The 15,178-nt window shown below is 60.5% G+C and carries 12 protein-coding genes; 3 read left to right on the forward strand and 9 right to left on the reverse strand.

All coding sequences use genetic code 11. The annotated features are described in order from the left end of the window. Positions 1–220: 220 nt before the first annotated feature. The gene (locus AC3ITA_RS09785; RefSeq protein ID WP_095943349.1) at positions 221–562 is read right to left on the reverse strand and encodes a DUF6124 family protein; all 342 of its coding nucleotides are present in this window, start codon (positions 560–562) and stop codon (positions 221–223) included. A 129-nt stretch (positions 563–691) separates the two neighbouring features. Here AC3ITA_RS09785 and AC3ITA_RS09790 point away from each other — a divergent pair, with 129 nt between their 5' ends. Further along, entirely contained in the window at positions 692–1,339 is a 648-nt protein-coding gene (locus AC3ITA_RS09790) for a LexA family protein (RefSeq protein ID WP_095943350.1), read from the forward strand. A 39-nt stretch (positions 1,340–1,378) separates the two neighbouring features. Here the strand turns inward: AC3ITA_RS09790 and AC3ITA_RS09795 are convergent, their stop codons facing one another. The 4 genes from AC3ITA_RS09795 to AC3ITA_RS09810 form a co-directional block, all read right to left on the reverse strand. Next, positions 1,379–3,334 (reverse strand): acetyl/propionyl/methylcrotonyl-CoA carboxylase subunit alpha, encoded by a 1,956-nt coding sequence (locus tag AC3ITA_RS09795; protein ID WP_489280121.1) that lies wholly within the window; start codon positions 3,332–3,334, stop codon positions 1,379–1,381. After that, positions 3,334–4,146 carry a gamma-carboxygeranoyl-CoA hydratase gene (locus AC3ITA_RS09800; RefSeq protein WP_095943352.1) on the reverse strand — a complete coding sequence of 271 codons (813 nt, stop codon included), beginning with the start codon at positions 4,144–4,146 and terminating at the stop codon, positions 3,334–3,336. The genes AC3ITA_RS09795 and AC3ITA_RS09800 overlap by 1 nt, the downstream gene beginning before the upstream one ends. 131 nt (positions 4,147–4,277) lie before the next feature. Continuing rightward, positions 4,278–5,885, reverse strand: coding sequence for a carboxyl transferase domain-containing protein (locus tag AC3ITA_RS09805; protein ID WP_489280123.1), 1,608 nt, complete (start codon positions 5,883–5,885; stop codon positions 4,278–4,280). A gap of 12 nt (positions 5,886–5,897) precedes the next feature. After that, the gene (locus AC3ITA_RS09810) at positions 5,898–7,061 is read right to left on the reverse strand and encodes an isovaleryl-CoA dehydrogenase (RefSeq protein ID WP_007946948.1); all 1,164 of its coding nucleotides are present in this window, start codon (positions 7,059–7,061) and stop codon (positions 5,898–5,900) included. A gap of 292 nt (positions 7,062–7,353) precedes the next feature. Here AC3ITA_RS09810 and AC3ITA_RS09815 point away from each other — a divergent pair, with 292 nt between their 5' ends. Beyond that, entirely contained in the window at positions 7,354–9,051 is a 1,698-nt protein-coding gene (locus AC3ITA_RS09815) for an AMP-binding protein (RefSeq protein WP_489280126.1), read from the forward strand. 683 nt (positions 9,052–9,734) lie between these two features. Here the strand turns inward: AC3ITA_RS09815 and AC3ITA_RS09820 are convergent. The 3 genes from AC3ITA_RS09820 to AC3ITA_RS09830 form a co-directional block, all read right to left on the reverse strand. Next, complete coding sequence (locus AC3ITA_RS09820; protein ID WP_095945975.1) at positions 9,735–10,634, reverse strand: hydroxymethylglutaryl-CoA lyase; 900 nt, start codon at positions 10,632–10,634, stop codon at positions 9,735–9,737. Positions 10,635–10,780: 146 nt separating this feature from the next. Then, positions 10,781–11,182 carry a MerR family transcriptional regulator gene (locus tag AC3ITA_RS09825; RefSeq protein WP_095945976.1) on the reverse strand — a complete coding sequence of 134 codons (402 nt, stop codon included), beginning with the start codon at positions 11,180–11,182 and terminating at the stop codon, positions 10,781–10,783. A gap of 206 nt (positions 11,183–11,388) precedes the next feature. Further along, positions 11,389–12,318, reverse strand: coding sequence for a LysR family transcriptional regulator (locus AC3ITA_RS09830; RefSeq protein ID WP_095945977.1), 930 nt, complete (start codon positions 12,316–12,318; stop codon positions 11,389–11,391). 165 nt (positions 12,319–12,483) lie between these two features. On the opposite strand from AC3ITA_RS09830, the gene AC3ITA_RS09835 reads away from it, so the two are divergent. Then, entirely contained in the window at positions 12,484–13,713 is a 1,230-nt protein-coding gene (locus AC3ITA_RS09835) for an acyl-CoA dehydrogenase (protein WP_095059574.1), read from the forward strand. Between the two features lie 113 nt (positions 13,714–13,826). On the opposite strand, the gene AC3ITA_RS09840 is transcribed toward AC3ITA_RS09835, so the two are convergent. Beyond that, positions 13,827–15,167, reverse strand: a complete 1,341-nt coding sequence (locus AC3ITA_RS09840; RefSeq protein WP_095945978.1) for a substrate-binding domain-containing protein — start codon at positions 15,165–15,167, stop codon at positions 13,827–13,829. Between the last annotated feature and the right edge of the window lie 11 nt (positions 15,168–15,178).

Here is a 15,178-nt window from a genome sequence, read left to right on the forward strand (position 1 = left end):
GAAATGCGGCGGACAAAAAAAGACCCGGCAAAAAGCCGGGTCAAAAACCGTGATTAGCCTGATGAGGAGATAGTCCAGGAGACCGACCTAAGGCGACCTGGTCCATCGGCTGATCTCGCGATCAGTTGATGCAATAATAATCATTCTCGTTTGGGGGTCAAGCGTTTTTGCCTGCTCGACAGGAAAATTCTTTCCAGTCCTCTCGATTTGCCTTCTCACTTCAACCGTTTTCATACTTCTCCAGCGATCGATCGACCATCGCCTTGGCCATGTCGATCATGTGCACCGTCGAAAACGCCAGGTCGCGGCTTGCGCCTTGCAGGTGACTGGCTGACTCGTGCGCGGTGGCGGCAGCACAGCGCAACAGGTCCAGGGCATGGACCAGCGCCTCTTCGCCGCTGATATTGCGGTTCACATCAAAAAAACGCGGCTCGGCCACTTCCTCCGAAATAGCTGGTTTCAAGTAATAGTCCAGCGCGCGTTGTGCCGCCGCAGAGTCCAGGGGCGAGGTAAAGGTGTTGTCGATTTGCAGGTCCAGGCGGTCGTTGGTGGGTGGGTTCATGGCGATGGCAAGCTCCGTGTTAGATTCAGATCCGTGGATTGATCCTAATACGAACTGTATTTGTGACGACAATTTAAATACTACATTTTGTGTTTTGATGGCTGGAGTCGCCCACGTATCGTGCCGCACATGGATAAATGGATTGAATTGGTCAAGGCCAAGATGAGTGAACTCAAAATCACTCAAGAGATACTCGCCGAGCGCCTCGGGATGTCCCAGGGCGGCATTGGCCACTGGCTCAACAAACGTCGTGAACCCGGCATCGAAGACATGAACCGTGTGCTGGGGGCGCTGGGCCTTGAGTTTCTCGAAGTGGCGCTGGTGATCCGGGAACCGCTGGCGTCAACGGACGACGAAGTTCCCCTGACACAGAAGTACAACCCGTACTTTCGCTACCCGGTCAGTGACTGGCGCGAACCTGTCGAAGTGCGCGACGGCGAGGTCCCGGCGTACGGAAAAGGGCACTTTGAACTGTCCGATTACCACGCCCGGGGGCCGGCATTCTGGTTGAGGGTGGCAGGCGATGCGATGACCGCACCCAATGGCATGAGCATTCCGGAAGGCATGCTGATCCTGGTGGACCCTGCGGTGGACGCCGAGCCTGGCAAACTGGTCATTGCCCAGTGGCCGGGCAGCGCCGAAGCGACGTTCCGCAAGCTCATCGAAGAGGGCGGGCAGCGTTATCTGGTCCCGCTCAATCCGACGTATCCGAAAGCCTTGTACACCGAAGAGTGTCGAATCATCGGCGTAGTGGTTCAGGCAACAGCCAGGTTCTGATCAGATCGGTCCTCGCGGTGCGTAGGACCGATCTTCATTTCACGCTTCTTCCAGTTCGACCAGTGCACTGCCTTCGCTGACCATTTCACCTTCCTGGCAATACAGCGCCTTGATCACCCCGGCATGGGGCGCGCGGATGCTGTGCTCCATCTTCATCGCTTCCAGTACCACCAATTGCGCCCCGGCTTCGACCGATTGCCCGGCTTCCACCAGCACCCGGACGATGCTGCCGTTCATGGGGGCGGTGAGCCCGCCCTGATGGCTGTGGCTGGCCTCGACGGCGCTGATCGGGTCGTAGGTCTCGATGCGGTGCAACTCGCCATCCCACTGCAAATACACGTAATCGCCACGGCGTATTGCGCGGTGCTGACGGCGTACGCCAGCCTGCTCGGTCAGCAGCTGCTCGCCCTTGAGCCGAGCGCTGTGGGCATCGATGTCGCCCAGGGTCAGCGCCCGGTCCTGGCCTTCACAGCTCAAGTGCAGGGTGATTTCTCTCGGCAAACCCGCACGCAGGCCATTACCCGCCGCCCACGGCGAACTCGGGTCATCGGCGCGGGTGGCTGGCGGCTGACTCTGGGCAAACGCTTGGGCGGCGGCTTGCCAGAAATCATCGCTGAGTTCCGCCGGGGCCGGCAGCAATTGCTCCTGATAGCGCGGAATGAAGCCGGTATCCAGTTCGGCATCGGCAAACGCCGGGTGGCCGATGATGCGCCGCAGGAAGTTGATGTTGGTCTTCAACCCGCCGATGGCGAATTCGTCGAGCATGCTCAGCAGGCGCAAGCGCGCCTGTTCACGGTCTTCGCCCCAGGCAATCAACTTGCCGAGCATCGGGTCGTAGAACGGCGAGATCTCGTCGCCTTCTTCAACGCCGCTGTCCACTCGACGCCCCGGCCCTTGGGCGGATTCGCGATACAGTTCCAGGCGACCGGTCGCCGGCAGGAAATCGTTGCCCGGGTCTTCGGCATACAGCCGCACTTCGATCGCATGACCCACCAGTGGCACCTGGTCCTGAGTCATCGGCAAGGCTTCGCCACGAGCCACACGAATCTGCCAGGCTACCAGATCGAGGCCGGTGATGGCTTCGGTGACCGGGTGTTCCACTTGCAGACGGGTGTTCATCTCCATGAAGAAGAACTCGCCGCGCGCATCCAGCAAAAACTCCACGGTGCCGGCACCGACATAACCGATGGCCTGTGCCGAACGCACGGCGGCTTCACCCATGGCCCGACGCAACTCCGGGCTCAGACCCGGAGCAGGGGCTTCTTCGACGACTTTCTGGTGACGGCGCTGAATCGAGCAGTCGCGTTCGTTGAGGTACAGGCAGTTGCCGTGCTGGTCGGCGAACACCTGGATTTCCACGTGACGTGGCTTGAGCAGATATTTCTCCATCAGCATCCGCGAGTCGCCGAACGACGATTGCGCTTCACGCTGGGCCGAGGCCAGGGCTTCGGCCAGTTGGCTGACGTCCTCGACCACTTTCATGCCTTTGCCGCCGCCCCCGGCCGTGGCCTTGAGCAGCACCGGGTAGCCGATGCGTTCGCAGGCGGCGCGGAAGGTTTCCAGGTCCTGGGCTTCACCGTGATAACCGGGCACCAGCGGTACGCCGGCGGTTTCCATCAAGGCTTTGGCGGCGGACTTGCTGCCCATGGCGTCGATGGCCGACGCGGGTGGGCCGAGGAAGATCAAACCGGCGTTTTCGATGGCGCGAGCGAACCCGGCGTTCTCCGACAAAAAGCCATAGCCGGGGTGAATCGCCTGGGCGCCGCTGGCCTTGGCGGCGGCGATCAGTTTGTCGATCTGCAGATAGCTGTCGGCGGCTTTACTGCCACCGAGGTTAACCCGAATGTCGGCTTCGCGGCTGTGCCGGGCGTCACGGTCGGTGGCGCTGTGTACGGCCACGGTAGTCAGGCCCAGGGCCTTGGCGGTACGCATCACCCGGCAAGCGATTTCGCCACGGTTGGCCACCAGCAGGGTGGTGAGGACAGGTGCGCTCATCAACGGGGCTCCTTGGTGGTTTGTGCTTGCCAGCTCGGCGGACGTTTTTGCAGGAAGGCGCGCAGGCCTTCCTGGCCTTCGGGGCTGACGCGGATGCGGGCGATGGCGTTTTCGGTGTAGCGGCGCAATGCCGGGGTCAGTGAGCCGTCGCCGACTTCACGCAACAGGTCCTTGCTGGCGCGCATCGCGGCCGGACTGTTGAGCAGCAGATTGTCGATCCATTGCTCGACTTTCTGTTCCAGCTCGGCGCTTGCATAGCTCTCCGACAACAAACCGATTTCCCGAGCCCGTTGCCCGCCGAAGCGTTCAGCGGTCAAGGCGTAGCGACGGGTCGCGCGCTCGCCGATGGCTTGCACCACGAACGGGCTGATCACCGCCGGCGCCAGGCCGATGCGCACTTCCGACAGGCAGAACTGCGCGTCATCGGCGCCGATGGCCATGTCGCAGCAACTGATCAGGCCCAGCGCGCCACCAAAGGCTGCGCCTTGCACCACTGCCAGGGTCGGGACTTTCAGTTTGGCCAGGTTGTACATCAACTCCGCCAGTTCCCGGGCATCATCGAGGTTGGTGGCGTAATCGAGTTCGGCCGATTGCTGCATCCAGGCAAGATCAGCGCCGGCGCTGAAATGCTTGCCGCGACCGCGCACGATCAAAAACCGCAGGCTGGCATCGCTCGCGACCTTGTCGAGGGCGAGGATCAGTTCGCGGATCATCTCGGCGTTGAACGCGTTGTTCTTTTCTTCACGGCTGAGCCACAGGGTTGCAAAACCCCTTGGGTCGCTCAGCAGTTCGAGGGTGTTGAATTCGCTCATATTCGTCCGTCTCCACAACTCTATTCTGTAGGAGCGAGCTTGCTCGCGATGGTCTTGAGGACGCCGCTGGGTGTCAGGCTTGCAGCGTTATCGTTGACGACCATCGCGAGCAAGCTCGCTCCTACAAAAAATCACATCCGGAACACGCCGAAGCGGCTCGGTTCGATTGGCGCGTTCAACGACGCGGACAAGGCCAGGGCCAGTACGTCGCGGGTCTGGGCCGGGTCGATGACACCGTCGTCCCACAGGCGCGCGCTGGAATAGTAGGGGTGACCCTGTTCTTCGTACTGGTCGAGGATCGGTTGCTTGATCTCGGCTTCCTGCTCGGCGCTGAAACCATGGCCACCGCGTTCGGCTTGCTCGCGCTTGACCTGCACCAACACGCCGGCCGCCTGTTCGGCGCCCATCACGCCAATGCGCGCATTCGGCCACATCCACAGAAAGCGCGGATCGTAGGCCCGACCGCACATGCCGTAGTTACCGGCACCGAAGCTGCCGCCGATGATCACGGTGAACTTCGGCACCTTGGCGCAGGCCACTGCCGTCACCAGCTTCGCGCCGTGCTTGGCGATGCCGCCGGCTTCGTATTTTTGGCCGACCATGAAGCCGGTGATGTTTTGCAGGAACAGCAGCGGGATGCCGCGTTGGCACGCCAGTTCGATGAAGTGCGCGCCTTTCTGCGCCGCTTCAGCGAACAGGATGCCGTTGTTGGCGAGGATCGCGATCGGGTAACCGTGCAGGTAGGCAAAACCGCAGACCAGTGTGGTCCCGAACAGCGCCTTGAACTCGTCGAACACCGAACCATCCACCAGCCGCGCAATGACTTCGCGCACGTCAAACGGTTGCTTGGCGTCGGCCGGGACCACGCCGTACAACTCGTCGCTGTTGTAGAGCGGGGCGATTGGAGTGCGTTGTTGAACCTCGCCTTGCTTGCGCCAGTTGAGGTTGGCCACGCTACGACGCGCCAGCGCCAGAGCGTGTTCATCGCTCTCGGCGTAATGGTCGGCCACACCGGAAATCTTGCAGTGCACATCGGCCCCACCGAGGTCTTCGGCGCTGACCACTTCACCGGTCGCGGCTTTCACCAGCGGCGGGCCGGCGAGGAAAATCGTCGCTTGCTGGCGCACCATGATCGCTTCGTCAGCCATCGCGGGCACATACGCACCACCAGCGGTGCACGAGCCCATCACCACGGCAATCTGTGGAATGCCCATGGCGCTCATGTTGGCCTGGTTGAAGAAGATCCGCCCGAAGTGCTCGCGATCCGGGAACACTTCATCCTGACGCGGCAGATTGGCGCCGCCGGAGTCCACCAGATAGATGCACGGCAGGCGATTCTGCTGGGCGATGGTCTGGGCGCGCAGGTGTTTTTTCACGGTCAGCGGGTAGTACGAGCCTCCTTTCACGGTGGCGTCGTTGGCGACGATCATGCATTCGACGCCTTCCACGCGTCCGATCCCGGCAATCACGCCAGCGGCGGGGACGTCTTCGCCATACACCTCGTAAGCCGCCAGTTGGCTGATTTCCAAAAACGGCGAGCCCGGATCGAGCAAGCGGTTGATGCGCTCGCGAGGCAGCAGTTTGCCCCGCGAGGTGTGGCGTTCCTGTGCCTTCGGGCCGCCACCTTGCGCCACTTGGGCGAGCAGGGTGTGCAACGCGTCGACCTGCTTGAGCATCGCCGCGCTATTGGTGGCGAACTCCGCTGAACGGGGGTTGAGCTGGGTATGCAGGGTAGCCATGTGCAGCTCCGTTTAGCGGGTTTCGTTGAACAGTTCGCGACCGATCAGCATGCGACGGATCTCACTGGTGCCGGCGCCGATTTCGTACAGCTTGGCGTCACGCAGCAGACGGCCGGCGGGGAATTCATTGATGTAGCCGTTGCCGCCGAGAATCTGGATCGCGTCGAGGGCCATTTGCGTGGCCCGTTCGGCGCTGTAGAGGATCACCCCAGCGGCGTCCTTGCGTGTGGTTTCGCCGCGCTCGCAGGCCTGGGCCACGGCATACAGGTAGGCGCGACTGGCGTTCAGTTGGGTGTACATGTCGGCGACCTTGCCCTGGATCAGCTGGAATTCGCCGATGCTTTGGCCGAACTGCTTGCGGTCGTGGATGTAGGGCACGATCAGGTCCATGCACGCCTGCATGATCCCGGTCGGGCCACCCGAAAGAACGACGCGCTCGTAGTCGAGGCCGCTCATCAGCACTTTCACACCGCCGTTGAGCACACCGAGGATGTTTTCTTCCGGCACTTCGACGTCATCGAAGAACAGCTCGCAGGTGTTCGAACCGCGCATGCCGAGCTTGTCGAACTTGTTGCTGCGGCTGAAGCCTTTCCAGTCGCGCTCGACGATGAAGGCGGTGATGCCGTGGGGGCCCTTTTCCAGGTCGGTCTTGGCGTAGATCACGTAGGTGTTGGCATCCGGACCGTTGGTGATCCAGGTCTTGCTGCCGTTGAGCACGTACTTGTCGCCGCGTTTGTCGGCGCGCAGTTTCATCGATACCACGTCGGAACCGGCATTCGGTTCGCTCATGGCCAGGGCGCCGATGTGCTCGCCGCTGATCAGCTTGGGCAGGTATTTGGATTTCTGCTCGTGGTTGCCGTTGCGGTTGATCTGGTTGACGCACAGGTTGGAGTGGGCGCCGTAGGACAGCGCCACCGAGGCCGAGCCACGGCTGATTTCTTCCATGGCCACCACGTGGGCCAGGTAACCCAGGCCGGCACCGCCGTACTCCTCCGGCACGGTAATGCCCAGCAGGCCCATGTCGCCGAACTTGCGCCACAGGTCGGCGGGGAACAGGTTGTCGATGTCGATCTGAGCGGCGCGCGGGGCGATCTCCTTGGCGACGAAGGACTGAACCTGATCGCGCAGCATGTCGATGGTTTCACCGAGGGCAAAGTTCAGGGATGGATAGCTCATGGGTCACCTTTTGGCATTTTTGTCGGTTGGTGAGACTGTCAATGGGTTCTCACCTTTACGTTAACGTAAGCCTGTGACGAATGGCTGTCAATCACCCTTTACGTTAACGTCAACTTGAGCGAGAGTAGAGCCAGTTCAAGATAGAACGCGGACCAATCCTGTAGGAGTGAGCCTGCTCGCGATGGCGGTGTATCAGTTGGCGACAATGTCGGCTGTAAGTCCATCATCGCGAGCAGGCCCACTCCTACAGGGGATCGCCGGTAGCCCATCAATAAAGACAATAGGGGTCGTCATGGATCAACCCAGTGCAAGCCCGCAACGCAGTTACACCCGTGGTTCCCAGGACAAAGCCTTGCTGGCGATGACCATTGGCCAGGCGTTCGACAACACGGTTGCACAGTACCCGGACAGGGAGGCGCTGGTGGTGCGCCATCAGCAGCTGCGTTACACCTGGCGGCAATTGGCCGAGGCTGCGGACCTGCACGCCAGAGCACTGCTGGCGCTGGGGCTGCAAACCGGGGACCGCCTTGGCATCTGGGCGCCCAACTGTGCGCAGTGGTGCATCAGCCAGATCGCCACGGCGAAAATCGGCGTGATCCTGGTCAACATCAACCCCGCCTATCGCAGTTCCGAACTCGAATACGTATTGAAGCAGTCCGGCTGCCAATGGCTGGTGTGTGCCGGGGCCTTCAAGTCCTCGGACTATCACGCGATGCTGCAAGGCCTGGTGCCGGAACTGGCCGAGCAATCCATCGGCAAGTTGCAGAGTGAGCGGCTGCCGCAGTTGCGTGGCGTCATCAGCCTGGATGCGCAGCCGCCGTCGGGGTTCCTGCCATGGTCGCAACTGGCCGATCTGGCGGGTAGCGTGGCGGTCGAGCAACTGCATGAACGCCAGGACAGCCTGCATTTCGATCAGCCGGTGAATATCCAGTACACCTCCGGCACCACCGGTTTCCCCAAGGGCGCGACCCTCAGCCACTACAACATTCTCAATAATGGCTACATGGTCGGCGAAAGCCTCGGCCTGACCGCCACTGATCGTCTGGTGATCCCGGTGCCGTTGTACCACTGCTTCGGCATGGTCATGGGCAACCTCGGCTGCATCACCCATGGCAGCACGATGATTTATCCGAACGACGCGTTCGATCCATTGTTGACCCTCGGCACCGTGGCCGAAGAAAAGGCCACCGCGCTGTACGGCGTACCGACCATGTTCATCGCCATGCTCGATCAACCTCAGCGTACCGGGTTCGACCTGTCGAGCCTGCGCACCGGGATCATGGCGGGCGCAACCTGTCCTATCGAAGTGATGCGCCGGGTCATCAGCGAAATGCACATGAGTGAAGTGCAGATTGCCTACGGCATGACCGAAACCAGTCCGGTGTCGTTGCAGACCGGTCCTTCAGACGACCTGGAACTGCGCGTGACCACCGTCGGCCGCACCCAGCCGCAACTGGAAAGCAAGATCATCGACGAGGCGGGCAACCTGGTACCGCGCGGCACCATCGGCGAGCTGTGCACCCGTGGTTACAGCGTGATGCTCGGTTACTGGAACAACCCCGAAGGCACGGCGGACGCCATCGATCAGGCCGGGTGGATGCACACCGGTGACCTGGCGAGCATGAACGACGAGGGTTATGTGTGCATTGCCGGGCGCAACAAGGACATGATCATCCGTGGCGGTGAAAATATTTATCCACGGGAGCTGGAAGAGTTTTTCTTCACTCACCCGGCTGTGGCGGACGTGCAGGTGATCGGGATTCCCTGCTCGCGCTACGGCGAAGAGATCGTCGCCTGGATCAAGTTCCACCCCGGTCACAGTGCCACCGAGCAAGAGTTGCAAACCTGGTGCAAGGAGCGCATCGCGCACTTCAAGACGCCGCGTTACTTCAAGTTCGTCGAGGAGTTTCCAATGACGGTGACCGGCAAGATCCAGAAATTCAGGATGCGCGAGATCAGTATCGAGGAGTTGCGCATCAACAAGGCCTGACTCATTCCCCTGTAGGAGCGAGCCTGCTCGCGATGGCGATTGAACATCCAGCAAGGATGTCGACTGACCCACCGCTATCGCGAGCAGGCTCGCTCCCACAGTGGGCGGTGGTGAGAAATATAAATGCCAGACAGCACAAAGGGGAGCCGAAGCTCCCCTTTAATTTCGTTGCGCGTGCTCTTTTTTTATTATTGAGGGTCGGTCTGTTGTTGTTTTTGGCAACCGTTGCCCTTTACCGCTGTTTTTGGCGATCCCCATTCGGGATCAAGAGCAAACGTATTTTTTTGAGCGCTGATCTACTTTCTCGCTGAGCGATCCAACCAGTTCGGGAGCTACCTGAAGGTAGTTTTATTATTCTCTGCCCGGTTGCGGGTAACTCCGAAAAGCACCCTGAAAAGCACATCTTCTCCAAAAAAATCTGTTAGCTGCGTCTCTGCCGTGTTGTTTTTGTTATGTCAGAGTCGTTACGTCTTGTTTTTATTAGGTTTGCTGCAATTTTTTTATTCTTGTTATGCGATAGATATAGCAGGAGGCGTGCCAACTTTTTAAAAGCCTTTAAAATCAATGGTTTGAAAAATTGTAGGGTTTTTGGTCTCAGGCAAAACCCTACATTTTGTTTCCGTGTTACTCGCTTCTGCCCACGTTTCAGAAACAGCGGTAACACCCTGACACACTCAGCGCACTCACTGTGCGCTGCGGGCCTTGGCCACGCGGGAACCGGTAGGGCGACCCAATACTGTGCAGATCTGCTGGCCAGCGAGCATCAAGGCGTCGAGGTCGATTCCGGTGTCGATGCCCAGGCCGTTGAGCAGGTAAACCACATCTTCGGTGGCGACGTTACCGCTGGCGCCCTTGGCGTAGGGGCAGCCGCCCAGGCCTGCGATGGAACTGTCGAACACCGAAATGCCTTCCAGCAGGCTGGCGTAGATGTTTGCCACAGCCTGGCCGTAGGTGTCGTGGAAGTGACCTGCGAGTTTCTCCCGGGGCACATCCTTCGATACCACTTCAAACATCCTGCGGGTTGCGCCAGCGGTGCCGGTGCCGATGGTGTCCCCCAGCGAGACCTCATAGCAGCCCATGGCATACAGCTCGCGGGCGACCACGGCGACCTGCTCCGGGGCGACGTTACCTTCATAGGGACAGCCCAGCACACAGGACACATACCCGCGCACGGTCACCCCATGTTGTCTGGCGGCCTCCATGAGCGGCCCGAAACGCTCCAGGCTTTCGCTGATCGAGCAATTGATGTTGCGCCGGGAAAACGCCTCGGACGCCGCGGCGAACACGGCCACTTCCTTTACCCCGGCGGCGAGGGCATCTTCGAAACCGCGCAGGTTGGGGGCGAGCGCGCCGTAGACCACACCGGGTTTGCGCTGGATCTGCGCGAAGACCTCGGCGGAGCCGGCCATCTGCGGCACCCACTTGGGCGAAACGAAACTGCCGACTTCTATATAGCCAAGCCCGGCGGCGGTCAGTGCATCGACCAGTTGTACTTTGTCGGTAACACTGATGGGTTGGGCTTCATTTTGCAGGCCGTCGCGTGGGCCGACTTCGACCAGGCGTACGTGGGTTGGGAGGGACATGGGATTCGACCTGTGTGAATTGTTCGAAGAATCCTGTAGGAGCGAGCCTGCTCGCGATGGACTCCCAGGCACCGCGTTTATCCAGCAGACACGCGTAATCGTTAACGACCATCGCGAGCAGGCTCGCTCCTACAAGGGGGCGGGTTTTATTGGATGGCTTCCTGGCTTTTGAGCGTCTGCTCCAGTGCCTGCACGCAGCGCTCTTCGGCCGTGTCCAGTTCCAGCTTCATCTGTTCGATGTCCAGCATTTGCTGTTCAAGCTGCTCACGGCGCTCGCTGATTTTCGCCAGCATGCTGTGCAACTGCTTGGTGTTACCGCTGGACGGGTCGTAGAGTTCGATCAGCTCGCGGCATTCCGCCAGGGAGAAACCGATGCGCTTGCCCCGCAGGATCAGCTTCAGGCTGACCTTGTCGCGGGGCGAGTAAATGCGTTCCTGGCCACGGCGCTCGGGGCTGAGCAAGCCTTGCTCTTCATAAAAGCGAATGGCGCGGGTGGTGATGTCGAGCTCGCGGGCGAGGTCGGAAATGCTGTAGGTCTGGCTGCTCATGGGCGCGCTCGCAATAGGTCATGGCGCTAAGCTAATGGCAGGTTGACGTTTACGTCAAGGGGTGTGAGATTTCAGTGTTCTTGCGGGCCTCATCGCGAGCAGGCTCGCTCCCACAGTGGTTCTTCATTGAACTCAACATCTGAGTACAACAAATAATCCCTGTGGGAGCGAGCTTGCTCGCGATGGGGGCGCTTCGGTATCAAGCCCTACACCTTCTCGAGCTTTTTCTCCTGCGCCGTCACCTGCTGGCACAACTCGATCATCTGCTCGCGCATCCAGCGGTTCGCCGGGTCCTGGTCGGTGCTTTCGTGCCAGTAAAGGTGGGTTTCCACCGGCGGCACATCGTTGACCGGCAGATTAAAGGCTTGCAGATCGTTACGACGGGCAAAACGTTCCGGCACGGTCATGACCATGTCGGTCTGCTGCATCACCTGTGAGGCCATCAGGTAATGCTGGGAGCGCAGGGCGATCTTGCGCTGGATGCCCATCTTGCCCAGCGCCAGGTCGACATAGCCGAGGCCGCTGCGTCGGCTGGAAATATGGATGTGGGTCAGGCCCAGATAATCATCCAGGCTGAGTTTATCCTTGCCCGCCAGCGGATGCCCCTTGCGCATGGCGCACACGTAGCGGTCCTCCATCAACTTGACGTGACGCACCTGCGGGTCGGTGTTGAGTGGCGCATCCACCGCGAAATCGAGGCGACCGGCTGCCAGCTCTTTGGTGGTTTCCCGGCGTTTGGACAGGAAGCTTTCGATGATCACCGCCGGCGCCAGGCGGCGCAGGCGCTGGAACAATGGCGGCAGGATCACCGCTTCGGTGAGGTCGGTCATGCTGATGCGATAGGTCTTGACCGCTTGCTGCGGGTTGAAAATGCGGCTTTCCTGCACCGACACGCGCAGCAGCGAGAGCGCGTTGCGCACCGGGCCGATGATGTTCTGCGCCATGGGCGTGGGCACCATGCCTTGGGCGGTGCGTACGAACAACGGGTCGTTGAAGGTCTCGCGCAACCGGGCCAGAGCGTTCGACACCGCTGGCTGGGTAATGCCCACAATCTGCCCGGCACGGGTCAGGTTGGCTTCGGTGTAGATCGCGTCGAAGACGATGAAAAGGTTGAGATCGACCTTGCTCAGATTCATTACGCGGCTCTCTTGTTGTGTGGGCGGGCTGACCGTGACGATCAGTCGATCATATATCGGTGATGAATGTTTATACACGCCGAGAATAGGCTAGGTAAATTATCAGCGCTGTTCTAGCATCGATTGCATGACCTAAACAACCTCCCCCAAGAAGGTATCTCGCTCATGGATTTCGCTTATTCGCCCAAGGTTCAGGAACTGCGTGAGCGTGTAACAGCGTTCATGGACACCTACGTCTATCCCGCCGAAGCCGTGTTCGAGCGCCAGGTCGCCGAGGGCGATCGCTGGCAGCCGACCGCGATCATGGAAGAACTCAAACTCAAGGCCAAGGCCGAGGGCCTGTGGAATTTGTTTCTGCCTGAGTCCGAACTGGGTGCCGGGCTGACCAATCTCGAATACGCGCCATTGGCGGAAATCATGGGTCGCTCGCTGCTGGGGCCAGAGCCATTCAACTGCTCGGCACCGGACACCGGCAACATGGAAGTGCTGGTGCGTTACGCCAACGAAGAGCAGAAACAACGCTGGCTCGAACCCCTGCTGCGCGGCGAGATCCGCTCGGCATTCGCCATGACCGAACCGGACGTCGCGTCCTCCGACGCCACCAACATGGCCGCCCGTGCCGTGCGCGATGGCGACGAGTGGGTGATCAACGGCAAGAAGTGGTGGACGTCGGGTGCGTGCGACCCGCGCTGCAAAATCCTGATCTTCATGGGCCTGAGCAATCCGGACGCGCCACGTCATGCCCAGCACTCGATGATTCTGGTGCCGGTGGATGCGCCTGGCGTGAAGATCGTGCGTCCACTGCCAGTGTTCGGTTACGACGATGCACCACATGGGCACGCCGAAGTGCACTTTGAAAACGTGCGGGTGCCGTACGAAAACGTCCTGCTGGGCGAAGGACGCGGCTTCGAAATCGCACAAGGTCGCCTTGGCCCTGGCCGGATTCACCACTGCATGCGTTCGATCGGCATGGCCGAGCGGGCGCTGGAACTGATGTGCAAACGCTCAGTGAACCGTACGGCGTTCGGCAAGCCGCTGGCACGCCTGGGCGGCAATATCGACAAGATCGCCGACTCGCGGATGGAGATCGACATGGCACGCCTGCTGACGTTGAAAGCGGCGTACATGATGGACACCGTCGGCAACAAAGTGGCGAAAAGCGAGATCGCGCAGATCAAGGTCGTGGCGCCGAACGTCGCGTTGCGGGTGATCGACCGGGCGATCCAGATCCATGGCGGGGCAGGGGTTTCCAACGATTTCCCGCTGGCCTACATGTACGCGATGCAACGCACCCTGCGCCTGGCCGACGGCCCGGACGAAGTGCACCGTGCGGCGATCGGCAAGTTCGAAATCGGCAAATATGTGCCAAAGGAGATGATGCGTAGCGGGCACTAACACCGCAGCGGCTTCAATCGCCAGCAGGCTGGCTCCCACAGGTTCAGTGTGATCCCTGTGGGAGCCAGCCTGCTGGCGATGGCGTCGTCGAATTCAATACATCAACATCAAATTCAATACACCCAAACCTCAACCCGCCGATTCTTGATCCTTCCCTCATCGGCGCTATTGGCCGCCACCGGCATTTCGGCACCGAATCCACGTATCTCGCGAAACACCACGCCGCTCTTCGCCAACTCCCGCCGTACCGCCATGGCCCGCAGCTTCGACAACAGATCGGCACGCGCCGGGTCGCTCTTGGCATCGCCAAACCCCACCAGCGTCACTTGCCCGGACATTTTGTCTTGCTGCTTTATATAGTCGAGCACTCGCGTCAGGTCTTGCCGCGCCTTGTTGTCCAGGCTGGCACTGCCTTCTTCAAAGCGAAAATTCACCGACAACCGCTGGGCATGACGACTGAGGGACTGGTATCCCTCGGGCATCAATGCATTCGGCGTGACGGCCATGGCCTGGACGGTCTGGGCAACAAACCCGTTGGCGGCAACAATCGCCTGCCCTTTGCTGCTTTGGGCATAGGCCACCAGTGCCTGGGCCCAGGGATTTTTCCCCGTCGGTGGCAGGTAAAAGAACAACCGACGGGACAGCGGATAATCTTCCGTGGCAATCAGGCTGTTGAGCGGCAGCATGGCCTGCGATTGACCGTCGACAATGGCCACGGCTTTGGCCCGGCGCACGTAGGGCAAACCGATAAAACCGATACCTTGCGGGTCTGCGCTGACCGCATCGGACAATTGTTCGCTGGACTCGAAACGTTTCGCTGTACTGCCCAGGGTTTTCCCTCGGCCGCTGAGGACCAGTTCCTTGAAGGTGTCGTAGGTCCCGGACTGATCATCCCGAGCATACAGATGTATCGGCCCGCCGCGACCGCCGATGTCTTCCCAGGTCTTCACCTCGCCACTGAAGATGCGCGCCAGTTGCAGGGTGTCGAGTTGGTTCAGCGGATTGTCCGGGTGAAGGATGATCGCCAGGCCATCGATGGCAATGACCTGTTCGGCGCCCGGGCTTTTAAGGTCACCGAGCGATTGCAGGCTGACCAGTTCGCTGTCCTTGATCGGGCGCGACGAGGCGGCAAGATCGGCTCTGGCGGCTTTTAGCGCGGTAAAACCGGTGCTGGAACCATGGGCCGCCACCTCCACCACGACCCGACGGCCCTGAACGGTTTCGCCGACGATGCGCAGTTCGTTGGCGGTGTCCGGGGGTTCGCGGTGGATCTTGCGCAGGCCCTGTTCACTCAGCAGGCCCTCGACCAGTGCCGGTGCCAATGCCGCGCCGATGGTGTTGGAACCCTGAATCCGCAACACCGGGCCGTGTTCGGGTGTCGGCAAGTCGCCGGCCGAGGCCGCTTGCGGCAAGCCCGTGCACAGCATCAACAGGAACAACACGCGCAGCATCATGCCGGCACCTT

It is taken from the genome of Pseudomonas sp. GL_090 (assembly GCF_057837765.1).